Origin of the sequence: uncultured Neptuniibacter sp. (genome assembly GCF_947498015.1) — a bacterium.
In the GTDB taxonomy this organism is placed as follows: Bacteria; Pseudomonadota; Gammaproteobacteria; order Pseudomonadales; family Balneatricaceae; genus Neptuniibacter.
Genome location: NZ_CANMIR010000008.1, coordinates 68,034 through 83,489 on the forward strand (window position 1 = coordinate 68,034; position 15,456 = coordinate 83,489).

The 15,456-nt window shown below is 44.1% G+C and carries 15 protein-coding genes; 2 read left to right on the forward strand and 13 right to left on the reverse strand.

The window, feature by feature from the left end:
- The first annotated feature begins 34 nt into the window (after window positions 1-34).
- Complete coding sequence (locus tag Q0882_RS11455; protein WP_299181697.1) at window positions 35-835, forward strand: response regulator; 801 nt, start codon at window positions 35-37, stop codon at window positions 833-835.
- Between the two features lie 52 nt (window positions 836-887).
- Here the strand turns inward: Q0882_RS11455 and Q0882_RS11460 are convergent, their stop codons facing one another.
- Together Q0882_RS11460 and Q0882_RS11465 are read right to left on the reverse strand one after the other, a co-directional pair.
- Window positions 888-2,687: a methyl-accepting chemotaxis protein gene (locus Q0882_RS11460; protein ID WP_299181700.1), complete on the reverse strand. Its 1,800-nt coding sequence runs from the start codon at window positions 2,685-2,687 to the stop codon at window positions 888-890.
- Window positions 2,688-2,827: 140 nt separating this feature from the next.
- Window positions 2,828-3,523: a M48 family metallopeptidase gene (locus tag Q0882_RS11465; RefSeq protein ID WP_299181703.1), complete on the reverse strand. Its 696-nt coding sequence runs from the start codon at window positions 3,521-3,523 to the stop codon at window positions 2,828-2,830.
- A gap of 68 nt (window positions 3,524-3,591) precedes the next feature.
- On the opposite strand from Q0882_RS11465, the gene Q0882_RS11470 reads away from it, so the two are divergent.
- Window positions 3,592-4,185 (forward strand): uracil-DNA glycosylase family protein, encoded by a 594-nt coding sequence (locus tag Q0882_RS11470; RefSeq protein WP_299181705.1) that lies wholly within the window; start codon window positions 3,592-3,594, stop codon window positions 4,183-4,185.
- Here Q0882_RS11470 and Q0882_RS11475 read toward each other — a convergent pair.
- The 11 genes from Q0882_RS11475 to Q0882_RS11525 form a co-directional block, all read right to left on the reverse strand.
- A complete protein-coding gene (locus Q0882_RS11475) occupies window positions 4,175-6,145 on the reverse strand; it encodes a DUF3488 and transglutaminase-like domain-containing protein (protein WP_299181708.1) in 1,971 nt (656 codons plus the stop codon). The genes Q0882_RS11470 and Q0882_RS11475 overlap by 11 nt on opposite strands.
- 15 nt (window positions 6,146-6,160) lie before the next feature.
- A complete protein-coding gene (locus Q0882_RS11480) occupies window positions 6,161-6,991 on the reverse strand; it encodes a DUF58 domain-containing protein (protein WP_299181710.1) in 831 nt (276 codons plus the stop codon).
- Between the two features lie 130 nt (window positions 6,992-7,121).
- Complete coding sequence (locus tag Q0882_RS11485; protein WP_299181713.1) at window positions 7,122-8,042, reverse strand: AAA family ATPase; 921 nt, start codon at window positions 8,040-8,042, stop codon at window positions 7,122-7,124.
- 96 nt (window positions 8,043-8,138) lie between these two features.
- A complete protein-coding gene (locus Q0882_RS11490; protein WP_299181716.1) occupies window positions 8,139-8,444 on the reverse strand; it encodes a hypothetical protein in 306 nt (101 codons plus the stop codon).
- Window positions 8,445-8,620: 176 nt separating this feature from the next.
- Window positions 8,621-9,106 (reverse strand): peptidylprolyl isomerase, encoded by a 486-nt coding sequence (locus Q0882_RS11495; RefSeq protein ID WP_299181719.1) that lies wholly within the window; start codon window positions 9,104-9,106, stop codon window positions 8,621-8,623.
- Between the two features lie 530 nt (window positions 9,107-9,636).
- Window positions 9,637-10,404, reverse strand: coding sequence for a helix-turn-helix transcriptional regulator (locus Q0882_RS11500; protein ID WP_299181722.1), 768 nt, complete (start codon window positions 10,402-10,404; stop codon window positions 9,637-9,639).
- 591 nt (window positions 10,405-10,995) lie between these two features.
- Window positions 10,996-11,472: a DUF2947 domain-containing protein gene (locus tag Q0882_RS11505; RefSeq protein WP_299181725.1), complete on the reverse strand. Its 477-nt coding sequence runs from the start codon at window positions 11,470-11,472 to the stop codon at window positions 10,996-10,998.
- Between the two features lie 105 nt (window positions 11,473-11,577).
- A complete protein-coding gene (locus Q0882_RS11510) occupies window positions 11,578-12,471 on the reverse strand; it encodes a sensor domain-containing diguanylate cyclase (RefSeq protein ID WP_299181728.1) in 894 nt (297 codons plus the stop codon).
- A 127-nt stretch (window positions 12,472-12,598) separates the two neighbouring features.
- A complete protein-coding gene (locus Q0882_RS11515) occupies window positions 12,599-13,756 on the reverse strand; it encodes a type III PLP-dependent enzyme (RefSeq protein WP_299181730.1) in 1,158 nt (385 codons plus the stop codon).
- Window positions 13,757-13,889: 133 nt separating this feature from the next.
- Complete coding sequence (locus tag Q0882_RS11520; RefSeq protein ID WP_299181732.1) at window positions 13,890-14,486, reverse strand: CBS domain-containing protein; 597 nt, start codon at window positions 14,484-14,486, stop codon at window positions 13,890-13,892.
- A 151-nt stretch (window positions 14,487-14,637) separates the two neighbouring features.
- Window positions 14,638-15,381, reverse strand: a complete 744-nt coding sequence (locus Q0882_RS11525; protein WP_299181735.1) for an FAD-binding oxidoreductase — start codon at window positions 15,379-15,381, stop codon at window positions 14,638-14,640.
- Window positions 15,382-15,456 lie beyond the last annotated feature (75 nt).

The following is a 15,456-nucleotide window of genomic DNA, read 5'->3' on the forward strand; positions in this document are numbered from 1 at the left end:
CACTCTGGCCAACATTTTTTATGGATATCAGGATATGGAATTAAGTAGTCTTTATGTCACTGTCATAGAACCTTCTAAAGTCCAGCGACATATAATCACCGGCCATCTTAATAGCTTCGGAATTCAGCATATAGAGGAGTTTGAAGAGGCGAAACCAGCACTGGAGCATATGAAGAGCTCCCCCCCTGATCTGGTACTTTCTGCCATGCACCTCCCTGATATGACAGGAACAGAGCTTGTTACCCAGATGAGAGGCCTGGAAGCTTTAGAATCGATAACATTCTTACTGATCTCTTCAGAAACACACTACCGTTATCTGGAGCCCATTCGTCAGGCTGGTGCCATTGCAATTCTACCCAAACCATTTAGCCGCGAAGAGATGGCCACAGCATTACGAAGCACGCTGGATTACATCACTGATTTCGAAACTGAGAATGACAGTGACGACTATGATGCTCTGCGGGTTCTGGTTGTAGACGATAGTCAGATGTCCAGGAACTATCTGAAACAAGTACTTGATTCACTCTCTATTCATTCCATCGATGCCGCCAAAGATGGGTCTGAAGCCCTTGAATTGTTCAATCAGGGTAATCGCTACGACCTGATCATCACTGATTACAATATGCCTAATGTTGATGGGCAGGAGCTAACCGTTCATATCCGAAATCATAGTGAACAACCTACTGTTCCTATTCTGATGATCACTAGTGAACAAAACGAAAGTCGCTTAGCCGCCGTCCAAAGTGCTGGTGTCTCTGCAATTTGCAGTAAACCGCTCTCTTACGAAACGGTGAAACAGCTGATTGAACAGTTAGTCACCGATTACGACCTATAAGATCCAAATATAAAAAAACGCGGCATATGCCGCGTTTTTTTTATGTACTGTATCAGGACTTATCATCCAGAAGGTTTTCAGGGGCAAAGCCCATAATCAAAGCCCCCCAATGCTGTCCGTTGACATACAACGGGATCGCCAGGTCATTTAAAATTTCACCCGTATCACGAATGAATGTCTGCAATAAGAAAGGAGCCGTTGAAGAAGCCCTGCGGATTTCAGCACGGTTACCTGCAAATATACGTCGGTTACGACTTTTAGCATTGTCGATATCAAAATTACCCGTTATCCGCTCAGACACTTTTGTATGGTGTGCCGGCGCATAGCCATTGCGGTCCACCGCGATAGCGTAAATAAACTCAGAGCGCTCAGAGATAAAGCTATCAAAAATAGGTCTCAACAGTGCATCATATTGATCGACATAGCTCGTATCATACTTCTCCGGTATCTGACCATCATTTGTACGCACGTAATTCGTATCAAATAGATTGCATCCACGTGAAGATAGGCTTTCAAGTGTGCCCTGAACCTGTTGCGCCCACTGGCGACCTGTCTGAATCATCCCTTCAAATCCGCCATAGCCGATGATAAAGCGTGACAACAGTTCCTGAGTCTCCTCTGTAGAGTGCTCCAACTCTTCAGAAAAATGACGGGATTGTTCTATCTCGCCATGCATAGAGGTCGATATATTCGTAATCTCCGAAACATGATTGTGCGATTCACGGTTGGTGTAAGCAAGCTCATCAATTGCTGCACTGATACTACTTAGCTGACTATTTAGCTCTTCGAAATCGCTTACAAGCCCATGGAATTGATCATTGGTGCTGCCAATAAACTCTTCAGTAGAGCCTACATACTCAAGAATAGTGGCCGCACTGGTACGTGTACTTCCAACAAGCGAAGACATTTGTGAAATATTCTGATCAATCTCACTGGTGGCGGTGCTCACTTTCTGTGATAGATTTCTAACCTCATCCGCCACCACGGAGAAACCACGCCCGGCTTCTCCCGCTCGCGCCGCCTCAATAGAGGCATTCAATGCCAACAAGTTGGTCTGGTCAGAAAAATCTTTGACCATTCCAAGAATCTCAGTGATATTTCGGGAATTACTTTCCAACTGATGGACAGTCTCCTGGAAATCTGTAACTTGATGCCTGATCGCTTCAACCTGATTCTGAACTCGTCCTAGCTCACTGCTTGATGTACGTATTTCATCAAGGTTTTTGCTGTTTCGTTCAGATATTTCCAGAGTACTACCCGCTATATTGTCTATAGCCTGAGTTGCTTCCTGAGAGGACTGGAACACCTTTTGCGCTTGCTCCTCCTGGGTATTGGCTGATTGCTGCGCCTCTATCAATACTTTCTGTAACCGAGTAGAGCTCAAAGCAACGCTCACACTTCTGCGGCGACTTTCCGCAATCATCCCTTTTAGACTAGCCGAGAAAGCGTTGTAACTCTCAGCCATCTCAGATATTTCATCGTAGGTATATTCCGGCAACGTCGCAGAAATATCACCATCCTTATCCTTAATAGCTTTCAGTACATCAGTCATCGCATTGATCGGTTTTAAGAATAGGTGGCGCATAAAGAAGATCGTGAAGATCCCTGAGATAAGCGCAAAACTGACTGTAGCAGTGCCGTATAACCAGAAGGAATCCAGATGAGCTTTAAAAGCCTCAATGGATATCTCACCCTGTCCGGCGCTTGCTAAGCTTGTTTCAAGCTTATTGAAATGAATATATCCGATGATAAGCAATATGATGTGGGGTAATAGCAGAAACAGGACGTTCCCGGTTATCTTCTTCGTCAATGTGTTGAAGAAGTTCTTCTCTACACTTTTATAAAGGCTCATTTTCACTCTCATTATTTTTATTAATATCCAATTCCTTCTGGCTTTCTTGCCTGATGCTCTGAGATCGCATCATTAACGTCGTAGACTACAACTTTTTACGGCAATTAAGAACATACCATTTTTTCAATTCAAACAAAGCCCTACCAAAGTACCCATCCTGATCTCTTTTGTAGCTGCCCCCTTTTCTCCTTCCAATCAGGGCAAAAAGTTTCGACTACCTCCCAGAACTGAGGACTATGATTCAAATGAACACAGTGGGCGAGTTCATGGATCACAACGTAATCAATCAAAGCGGCCTCTGCAAGAATAAGTCGCCAGTTAAAACTGAGCTCCCGGGTTCCGCTACAACTTCCCCACCTTCGCTTAAAGCTCTTTATTTTCAGACCGTTATACTCAATACCCATTACACGTGCCCAGTGCTTAACCCGAAACGAAATCACCTCTTGTGCCTGAGATCTGTACCACGCCTTTAAAGCCTTTTCGGCTCTCTCATGCTCAGGTTTGGATGACCTCCTGCTTAACTGCACGATGATCTCCTCACCTTCAATCGATACCTGAGTTTCTCCCCCAGGCCTCCAATTAAGCGTGTAGTACAGCCCCAATAATGGAAAGGCGGCCCCCTGTTCAGTTTTCAAACAGAATTCAGATAAATTTTGCTTAAAATTTTTCTGATTTTTCTCAATCCATGCCCTTCGACTATTTACCCACTCATGGATCCATGCATCGCTCACCCATAAGGGTACCCTGACAACAACTCCCTTATCATTGATGTAGATAGCAGCCGTTTTCCGCCTAGAGCTTCTGACTATTTCAAATTCTAAAAGGCTGTTGTTCATACTGAGGGCAAAATACTCTATAAGTTTTCATTTATACTCTTTCTATACTGGCTGATAACCATCTCAACATGCTGACAAAACTGATCACAGAAATTCGAAACTGCCAACTCTGCAAACCTGATCTCCCCCATGGCCCAAGGCCAGTGATTCAGCTAGCGAAAGAGGCAAGACTATTGATTATTGGGCAAGCACCTGGAGTGCGCGTTCATGAAACGGGCATCCCCTGGAATGATAAAAGCGGGGATCGCCTCCGTAGCTGGCTTCAATTAGACAAATCAGTTTTTTACGATCCGAACAAGGTTGCGATCGTCCCAATGGGTTTCTGTTACCCCGGTAAAGGCCGATCAGGAGACCTCCCCCCCAGACCCGAATGCGCACCTACCTGGCACTCATCTATTCTGAATCAGCTCCCACAGATCGAACTCATTCTGCTAATTGGATCATATTCTCAGAGCTATTATCTAGAAGGAAGCAGCTTTCTAAAATCTCACAAAACCCTAACAGCTAGAGTAAAAAACTACGAGGATTGCCCTGAACCCTATTTCCTGCTGCCACATCCCTCTCCCAGAAACCAGATCTGGTTAAGTAAGAACAGATGGTTCGAATCCACTATTTTGCCCAGATTAAGAGTCAGAATTGAGCGGCTATCACTTAACGGCTAAGCTGCTTCAGGCAAAGCGTAACCTTATCTACAAAAATTTGTTGATCGATTGACTGTAGATCAGCGTATCTTGCTTTCTCATACTCGGATGAGAGCATTAACAGATCATCTAAAAGATGAGGATTGAAATCGCCTAATCGTAGGCAGTATTCATTAACGGTCTCTCCTTTCGCACGGGATAAACCCAATTTGCTCAAACCTTCTGATAACCGGGTCATCTCCCTGTCAAACAGGTTAAGCTTTTTTTGCTTGGCTTTACGAAACGCAGGTAGAAGTGTAATGAAGATAACGACAATAAAAGGGATAAGAAGGAAAAGAGCCAATCGGACAGACGTGTACTTCCCAAGCAGATTCCTGAGAAGATTCACCTGCTCCAAATGGTAATTCAATACCCACCTGTTCCAGCCATAGTTGAACGCTTCGATACGCTGCCGTGCAATAGCCAACCAGCGCCCCCCTTTTATCCCCCAAGCCTTGACCGGACTGTCTTTTAGAAACCCTTCCTGACCAGAAAACAGTTGATCTGCTGGTTTTTCTACCCGCTCAGGAGCGACCCAAGCAGTTGGATCTAAACGAACCCACCCCTTTCCATCCAGCCAGGCTTCAATCCAGGCATGAGCATCGTACTGTCTCACTAGCAGATAATTTTCATAAGGGTTCCATTCCCCTCCCTGATAACCTGTAACCACCCTGGCAGGTATGCCAACAGCCCTTAACATGAATGCAGTTGTACTGGAAAAGTGCCCACAAAAACCTGTCTTAGTCTCAAACAAAAACTGGTCGATGACCTCATCACCTAGCAATGGAGGTGTCAGTGAGTAGGTAAACTCTCTGTTGTAGAGGTTAAGAATTTTTTGAATATACGCCTCCTGATCCACTGACTCCCTCCACCAGGTATGAGCTAATGCTCTGGCCTTTTGATTTCCGTTTGGAAGGAGCAGATGACGCTCGAGATCAAATAGATTCGCGCCTTTATCTAGCTGTACTCCCAAGGATGAGGCTAAGTTAAACTGCTGCCGCTGGATGAGCGGAGTCTTGGAACTTAATGTTCTGTCACGATTTAAGATCAACCCCTGAGGTTGACTAATCAGATGTTCCAAAGCAGGAATATACTTCTGTTGTGTAGGCTCGATGATAATCTGATATTCCCATTTCCTTTCCAGAATATCCGGTTCATTTAACACACCATGCGGTTCAGGGTAATGATCATTTTGCCAACGACGTCCATCGAAATCATTCATCACCATCGCCCGCCAGTATAAGGCCGCCTGAGGCGGAGGCCGATCACCGTTGAAACTCACCCTGAAAGCGATCTCAGCTGAACGAGTTAACTTCGAAATATCACCCGGTGACATCGAATCAGACAATCCCGTTTTGGCGCTGCTTCTGTCGATTCCCACTTCCCATAAAGGACCCACTCTCGGAATTCCAATAAAGAGGACACTCATCAGTAGTAATGAGGGCACCAATATTATCCAGGTCTGTTTGAATGGTTCCAGAAATCTAATTGGCCTGACTGTATAAACCGTTCTTAATGACGTTGTAATAACAGCAATCGAGAACAACACATACAGTGCCATTAGAGCTGTCTGGTTGAACAGAAAAGCTGTTGCAATCACCAAGTATGCAACATAGATAATAACCAGAGCATCCCGCCGCTTATAAACCTCAAGAACCTTTAAGCCAAAACCAACCACCAGCAATGCCACCGTCGAACTGATGCCGCCCCCAGACTTATAACTCAATAGAACAGAAATTCCTGCGGCTACAATCAAAACCAGTTTGGTGGTTCTATTTGGAAAAGACCATCGACCGGTATATGCCATATAGCGCCAAAAAACAGTGGAGATCACCAACACAGGAACCCAAAGAGGCAGATGAGCTAAATGAGGTACCAATACTGATATAACACAGAGCAACTGCCACAATATGGCTACACGACTTAACTGGAATGTACTCATCTGTCAGAACTCAAACTATTCTCCCTGAAACAAAGCAAGGGCTATCAGAACACGCTCAAGATGCTCAGGGCCTGAATTTGGAGGTATTTTTAGTGTTGGAAGGTTTAAACCATACTCAATGTTATTATGCTCAAATCGCTGTGCCCAATAGCACATCACCGATAATCGTCCCTCAGAAGCAAGCTCGGGCCAATCCTGCCAATCTAGCCACAGTTGTCGAGAGGATTGTCCGCCAAATTTTTTAACAAATAACCCACGACCTTGAGCATAGGGTTTCCAAGCAATATGACGTATTGATGCACCAGGCTGATATGCTTCTAATCCAATAAAGTCATCGCCCCCTGAATCCCTACCTAGTTCGGAATCACCAATTTCAATAGATTGGTCAGGATGACGCCCTTTTATAGGTTTAGGGTACACAATGCTCGTAATATCTAACTCAACCCAGCTCCATGCTCTAAGCAAACCCAGTGGATAGTGGGTCTCCAACTTCAATATACCGGGATAAAACCGCCCCCGTGTTTGTGCAACCGCATACAAACCAATCTGTTTTTTTTCATCACTATCGATATAGATCGACTGTTTAATTCCACCTGTCCATCCTAACTGAATATTGTCATAACCCCGCTGACTGGAAGATTCTATAAGCAGGGAAAACTCTGCCATATCTCCGACAAACGTATTATGTCCTTTAAGAGCCGCAATTTTGACACCCGATAGATTCAAAAAGGTGAAGTGGATAGTGATAATGCCAAGCGCAATCAGCAGAAACGCAACAGCATGGATAAGATTATTTTGGTAGTTGGTTGCTACTAAGAACAGCACAATACAACTAAGTAAATACATCCAGCCAGCTAACGTAGGAAAAATAAAGATCGATCTCTGATCTAATACAATCGCCTTTCCCTTAGGCCGCCTTTTAGCAGACCATTTGATCGAAAGATCCCTGATATAACGTCCGGCTCCCACAAACATACTAACCTACAACATCAACTTCACTTAGTAGACGCCGGACATGCGCGACCCCAGTGTGTTCCGCATAATCTTCTGCACTTCTGAGCCTATGAGCAAAGACCGGCACGAGAAGCGACTGGATATCCTCCGGAATAATGTAATCCCTGCCACTAATGTAGGCCCAGGTTTTTGCTGTGTTTAACAGAGATAGACTTCCCCTGGGAGATATTCCAAACTCAAAATCGTTGGTTGTACGTGTAAACTGAACCAATCTCTGAAGGTAATCCAATAAACTTTTTGATGCAGTCACCCCTGCACAAGCTTGCCGGATAGCATTAAGATCGCCTGGATTAAGACTGACAGGCATCTCAGGAATCTTTAATCTGGCATCTCCTCCTATCAACAGGTCCCTTTCTGCCTCCGGTGAGGGATAACCAATCTCTATTCTCATTAAGAATCGGTCTAGCTGTGATTCTGGTAGGGGGAATGTCCCATACTGTGAAACAGGATTCTGTGTTGCAATAACAAAAAAGGGTTCAGGCAATGGATAAGTGTCGCCCTCAATCGTTACCTGACGCTCCTCCATCGCCTCTAATAGCGCACTCTGAGTCTTCGGTGTTGTCCGGTTGATCTCATCTGCGAGAAGAAACTGCGTAAAAACAGGACCTTTGTGAAAAACAAATGACCCATTTGCACTATCAAACACGGAGGCACCAAGAATATCTGCAGGTAACATATCACTGGTGAACTGGACCCTCCGATAATCCATACCCATCGCATGGGCTAAAGCATGTGCAAGCGTTGTCTTTCCCATGCCCGGAAGGTCCTCTATCAACAGATGCCCCCCGGTTATCAGACAGGTAACAGCCTGTCTGATTTGTAACTCTTTGCCATATAAAACCGTACTGATACTTCTGATAAGTTGATCAATTTTATCTCGCATGAATGATCCTATTTACTATTCCCTCAGGCAACGATCACTATGCCAGTATTCTGGACGGAGTGTATAGCCAATTCAAAATAGAGTTATATAGACGCATTAAAATTTCAAAGGGATCACTTCCCTATGGTAATTGGCAAAGGTTGCCTGGCAGGCTTCATCATCAGTGTCCATCTGTATCAGATTGGCCTCATGTATCCCTGCCTTTAAACAGATATCATATCCCTCTTTGAGGTTGTGGCATGTAACAACCTCTCCCTGGCTATCCTTTATCAGTTCCTTTTGAACTTTATCTTTTTCAGCGTATTCAACCTCAATCACTATCGGCCCACACCCTGACTCAATAAAATTTACAGCTTTTAACCGTTTTTGCAGAAGCATCAACTCTAATTGATCCGTATCCATAACAACTCCAGACCAGTGTTAAAATTCAAGACTGACTTAAGCAGTATCTAAGTAAGGATAGTTAAAATCGATCAGAGTAGATGCTGTTTAAGATAATTGTCTCTATGCTATAGGGCCTAAAATGCAAAAAACCCGGATAATCCGGGCTTTTTATATGAAAGTAAAGCTTCTATAGATCAGTGGTCGTGATTACAACCTTCTCCATGCACATGCCCATGCGCCAGTTCATCTTCAGTCGCTTCACGAACCTCAGTTACTTCAACACTAAACACCAATGTCTGCCCTGCCAGAGGATGATTGCCATCCAGAAGAACACTGTCTTCCTCAACCTCTACAACGGTAACAGGCTGCTGCCCCCATGGTGCTTCCGCCATGAACTGCATACCTACCTGAATATCATCAATTCCCTGAAAATTAGCGCGATCAACTTTCTGGACCAGCTCCGCTCTGACCTCACCATAACCCTCTTCAGGTTTTACAGTCACATCAAGCTTATCTCCTACCGTTTTACCTTTTAACGCGTTTTCCAGGCCCTGCACGATGTTATTCGCACCACAAACAAAAGGAAGGGGCTCCTGACCAGCTGAAGAATCAAGAACATCTCCGGACTCATTCTTCAATGTATAATGGATAAGCGCGACTAAATTATCTGCAATCTGCATAGTAATCTCTCAAGTTAGGAGGGAAGCCGCCTCAGCACAAACGCTGCAAAAACAGTCGCAAGATAGTAAACGCCAGCCCAGTTAAGCAAAACTGAGCATTTTAGCAAGATCATCTGTTTCAAACCAGAATGTGGGTCAACTAAAGAAATAGCAGTAAGCTCCCTTTTTAAAATAGGAATTTTTCTTAGACTAAACCAACAAGATTTATGCTAATTTATTGGGAATAAGGAAGTACTATTCAGGGAGGAATGACCATATGGAAAATGCATGTACGCTATGTTACGACTTAGTACTGCATCACAAACCCCATACAGCCCTTAAGAAAATAAGCGAGCTTAAAGGTAGCGAGCTGTATAAATGCTGTTGCTGCAGTGCTTACCTTCACAAGCACAAGGGTGAGTGGGAGATTATAAGCGGGGGTGATACACAAGCCCAACCGGATCACCGCGATTCGAACTCCTCAGCCAGACACAACGATTCTATACCCCTTGCATCCAGCTTCCAGCACTAAGTAGAAGCTGTAACCTTTGTTACAGCAATCCCACCTTATACATTATCGCAACTAATTGAGTTTTATTTCTTGCCCCAAATAGCCTTTTAGCTCGGGTAATATGGTAAGTGATACCTTCCTCTGTCAGAGCCAGCTTGTCAGCAATTCGTTTTACCGGCATACCTTCAGCTGTCATCTGCATTATTCGCAAGCAGGTAGTAGATAGAAGTTCCTGCTTCAAAAACGGGTTCTGCTCACTATCAGATACAGCTTGTAACAGAGCATGGTAGCGATTAAGTATGGGGATAACCCACTCACTGACCTTGCCAAAGAAGCTCTCAAACTCGCCTTGAGGCAATGAATGGAACAAACCAAAATAATGAAACCAATAAACGCTCTCACCGTTATGCATAGGAACATAAACACGGGATGAAATACCATGCTTACTCCAGAAGGCATCTGCATATGCACTCTGTGGTGTGGGCTTGAGTATTAAAGGGGCCTCCATTTCGGACAGGGATTCCCAAACGGGGTCATGGGTAGCTATATCACGATAATACGTTTTGAAAATAGCATCTGGCATTGAACCGACAATATCCGAACCACTTTCCCACTTCTGAGCCTGGCCATCTCCAAGTGCAAGCAGGTTATTACGAACCAGTACAGAGTATGTGAATGAGACAAAGCCTAACTGGGTCAGCAACTCATCCAACTCACGAAGTAAATTCTCCCAAGTGCATTCCAAAGCAAATACAGGCTTCTCCTGAAAAACAGGCTGCTGCTTTAGCTGTAGGATCAGGCTTTCCATATCTTGCACTTAAACACTCCCTAGAAAAGCAAAAAAACGGGCACATAAGTCATAATCAATGTGATCAAACAAACACGCTAAAGAAAAATTCAAACGGACAGATACTTCTTTGAAAAATATAAGCCAGACAATTAAGAGAGGTACATAACCTTCTGTGATAATAATAAGGCTATTCGCAAGATCCAGAAGTACCAAAATCTATAGTATCTAACTTTATTTTATCTATCGGTGGCTATTCTAGTAATTAACAAGCCTGAATTCATTGAGCTGCGTAGGGATATAGCGATTTATTACACAAAAATACTGCACTAAAATAGTCAATAATTAATATTAATCATAGTACTTTGGTGGGATATTAAGGCGAAATAACATTACGAATTAAACGGGTATTAAGCAGGAAGCATTTAATAATTAAAACGACAATGAAGGTGCTATCTAATCAAATTTCAAACAAAATTAACTCTCGCTCAAATATTTCTTTGACTGATTAATCAACGCTGTATATTTATAAAGGTTTCATATTCAAGATGTGACGCATGATTAATATTTCTGTAATAAAAATCATGCGAATAAGAATTACTCTTCTCTTGATTATCGCCTAATGCCAAGACGATAGCTGCCATCATCAAAAAACTGCACAACTTCTTTACGCTTTCTACCGATCAAAACTGGCCCATTATCAAAGAAAAGGAAATTCTTCCAGTTCCTCTTAAAGACTCCCCATTTAGTTTCAATGATATGATCGCTCTGATAACAGAAATATACAGTTATGTTAGGATCCCAACTATTCAGATACTCCAGCAACCCTGCTGGCAGATCAGGGCAATTAGAATCCCACTCTGATTGCCAACGCTCCTTCGACAACCAGTTCTCTTTTTTAGCCGCCCAGTCTCCTTCTCCGAAATGATCTGGGTGAGATCCTCCACGGCTAATGTGCTCAGCCCATATCTGCTCAGCCCTGCGCTCGCTCAGCGGCTTAATCTCCTGTAGATCAACCTCCGAAACGGGTAGATCTTTATGTCTAAAGATCCATGCTTTCGTATATTGGCTCAGTGGTAAGTGATTCATATAATCCCCTACAATGATAGGTATCTAACTTTAACCTACCTGATTATTTAAATAGAAAGAGGGAGCATTTGCTCCCTCTTTTATCTTTCAGAATGCCTGATCGAGTTAGCCTTCGCCTTCAACCCTGTTACAACCACATTGCTTGGCGATAAATAAATTTTCATTGGCTCGCCTCAACATATTTTCAGCATCATCTTCCGGACCACTCAGCGCAGCAACGCCAACACTGACAGTGAACTTAACATCACCGGAAGCATAAGGAATTTCCATCTCTTCCATCAGTTTACGAACCCGATTCCCAGCAGCCATTCCCTGTTCATGGTTTGTTTCAGGCATGAACATAACAAACTGGTCATCTGAATAGCGCGCGAGAAAATCTGATGTTCGTTTCATTCCATGAACCGAAGTAACCAACTGTTGTAAAACCTGATCCCCACAATCCCATGAATAGTTATCATTCAGATCACTGAAATTATCTACATCTATTACCATTAGGCTACATACCCAATCATACCGTTGAGCTTGTGCGATCGCTTGCTCAAGAACAGGTCGTAGCGCCCTGCGGTTGTACGCCCCTGTTAACGGGTCCCGCTGGGCCTGACTTGTTACCTGTCGCTCTAGACGGCGCTTAGCCGATACATCCCTGAAGACAGCAACAACTTCATCATCTGCAGCAGCATTGCAATGAAGATCGATCCACTTTGTCTCCGTAAGCCCCTGTTCTCTTAGGGTCGGGATATGCTCAGGACGTAACTGGAGATCAGTTTTAATGATCTTTTTCTTCTCAGACGCTTTGACAACAGCTGCGGTTATTTCTCCACAGATATCAGTAGGCAAAAACTCCTCAAGTTTACGCCCCATCACTGCGTCAGCATTAATCCATTGCGCTTCACCTGATGAGCAAACCATGACCAAACCGGATGGTTTCAATACCATTACCACATCAGCAGTCGCTGCTAATAAGGCACCTAAGCGAGCTTGAATCTGTTTATCGGACATCCACTATTCTCCAGCTAACCAGACAAATATTTTTGGCTTACCAAAAGATAGCTGTTTGCTCGCTAAGGAACAACCCGTTTCCCTAATTTATAGGCACGACATTGATTCAAAACGATTATTTCCCAGATCACAGAATATGGTATTCCAGTGGTGGGAAGCCATTGAATTCAATGGAGCTATAGCTTGTGGTATAAGCCCCTGTGGAATACCAGTAGATGTAATCGCCGATCTCGAGCGCTAATGGCAACTCATATTTATGCTGTTCATACATGATGTCCAAACTATCACAGGTAGGGCCCGCCAGGATCACCTCCTCTTCAGGACCGGACTTGGATGTGCCGATAGGGTACTTTATGGCCTCACCCAATGTCTCAATAAGCCCGTTAAACATCCCAACATCTGTATAAACCCATCTTTCAAGCGCCGTACTGGATTTACGCGAAATAAGTACAATTTCAGAAACAATGACGCCGGCATCCCCTACTAATGAACGCCCGGGTTCTAAGATGATCCGTGGAAGATCTTCACCAAAATCCTCTTTCAGAAAGCGGCTTATCTCCTGAGCATAGGTACTGAATTCGTTTGTTTTCTGAAGATACATGGCTGGAAAGCCGCCACCCATATTTATCATCTCCAGACGGATGCCATACTCCTCCTGCAACCGCTCATAGATCACTTTTACCTTTGCTATCGCCCCATCCCAAACATCGATATCTCTTTGTTGCGATCCCACATGAAATGAAACTCCATAGGGATTCAACCCCAGATCTCGCGCCAGAACGGCTAACTCGATCGCCATCTCCGGATTACATCCGAACTTTCTCGACAAAGGCCAGTCCGCACCCTCAGAACCATCAGTTAGCACACGAATATAGACATCCGAGCCTGGTGCATATTCTGCAATATTTTTAAGATCAGCTTCTGAATCCGTTGCGAACAGACGCACACCTTTTTCGAAGAAGTACTTAATCGCAGAACATTTTTTTATGGTGTTTCCATAACTCATGCGTTCAGGCTCGACGCCGTATTTGAGAACCTTGTCCAATTCCTGCGGCGACGCTATATCGAAGCTCGATCCAGCCTCAGCTAAGAGTTCAATGACCTTGTCCGCAGGGTTCGCTTTAACCGCATAAAAGATATCAGCCAGGGGGAAGCCCGATTCAAGTTCACCGTAACGCTCTTGAATAACAGACAGGTCCAATGCCAAAAAAGGCGTAGGGTATTTATCAGCTAAAGCAGACAGACGTGCTTCAGCACCTTCAGAGAAGTGTTGAGGTAAGATCATGCACAATTACACCACACGATTGGGAATGAAAATATTGACCAGAGAGGGCCAGCTACGAGATGACGGCGAAGTATAGTCAGTATGACTGGCTCAAGTCCAGCACAAAACTCGCATGTTTTTAACTGCCTGTGACTTAGCCTCCCTGGGTGATCACTGATTCAATATCGGCAAAACTTTTCGCTTCATACATAACATCAAATCCGATTTTCAGTCGACGTGAAATATCACTCGTGGATATCACCCCTCTGATACGAAAGACCCCCGCTGAACTCTCATCTACAACAACAACATGCTGTTCACCCGAGCCTTTCAGTGTCAGCATAATATCCCCTACTCGCGCATCCTTGAGCTGAGGATAGGTCAGCGCCCTGATATTCAGTTTACTCAGCATAATATGCCGGACCTGCACCTGATCACGACTCACTCCATCACGCTGCATGAACGCCATTACCTTTCTTCCCGACGCATCCGCAGCTGTCACAATCCCAGCAAAATTGTCATGATTATCCAGCACAAACAACATTCGAACATGCTGGCTCTTCATGTAGTCCAAAGCATCTTCAATGGGCATAGATTCAGGGGCAGTAACAGGACTGACTAACGTAAAATCAGTAAACACATCCAGTGCAGAGCTGTGAAGGCTAGTCGGTGAAGATGAATTTTCGGGGGACAGTATGTACTCGACATCTGTCGTATCCTGTAATCTGATCTGCTTGAAATCCTGTAACATACGCCCCTCCAGCCTGCAGTGTTTATATCAGGATAGTACAGATCAAGATATTTACAGATGAGTACCCTGTTTTAACCGCCCTTACTGTCATTAGGATGTTGTAATGCATAGCGGGAGCTTCTGACCTCATCGTCTTCAGAAACGTCCTTCATCATATTGCAGAAAACAGATACTTTTCACGCTTCAAATTAGCCACGGAAAAGTTTAACGCCTCAAAGTACTCTACAGATTGATCAATCATCAAAGGGTGTCCACACAAATAGACCATATCTTCACCCTCTACAGGCTTCAACCGCTCGAATTCTGATGTAACGTACCCCGCTCTCTCAAATGCCTTGAGATCATCTGATGCACGACTGTAGCATGCGGTATACTCGAAATTGGGTTGTTCCGCGTGAAGTGCACGAAATTCATCCCTATACAGCAACTCATCAGGATCACGAACACCATGTATCAGCTTGATCTCTAGCTGTTCGTTGAGTGCCAACCGCTTTTTTAACTCGTTCAGCATGGAGCGATAGGGTGTTATACCTGCTCCGGTTGCAATCAGGATATACCGCTGGGGGTCTTGACGGGGTAAAATCAGATTTCCAAACGGCCCACTTGCTGAGATCTCACTTCCTATCATAGCGTTCTTAAAATAATCGCTCGCCTTCCCATGCTCTACAAGCGTTATGACAAATGTCAGCGATCTGTTTGTCTGAATATCAAAATCACAATTTGCGATGCTGTAGCTACGCGTAAATTCTCCCTTCTCTGTAGTAAAATTCAGAGAGAAGAATTGCCCGGGAATGTAACGCAACGGCTCCATACTGCTATAGGTCAACTCAAGTGACCTGGGAGAAATATAACGTTTCTCTTTCAGTTGAAGCTGCAACCGATTACCAATCAGCATATGGACCTCCCGACAAACACTAAGATGTATTAATAATACACCTTAAATATAAGAGTGCAAAATGACCTGTCGCAC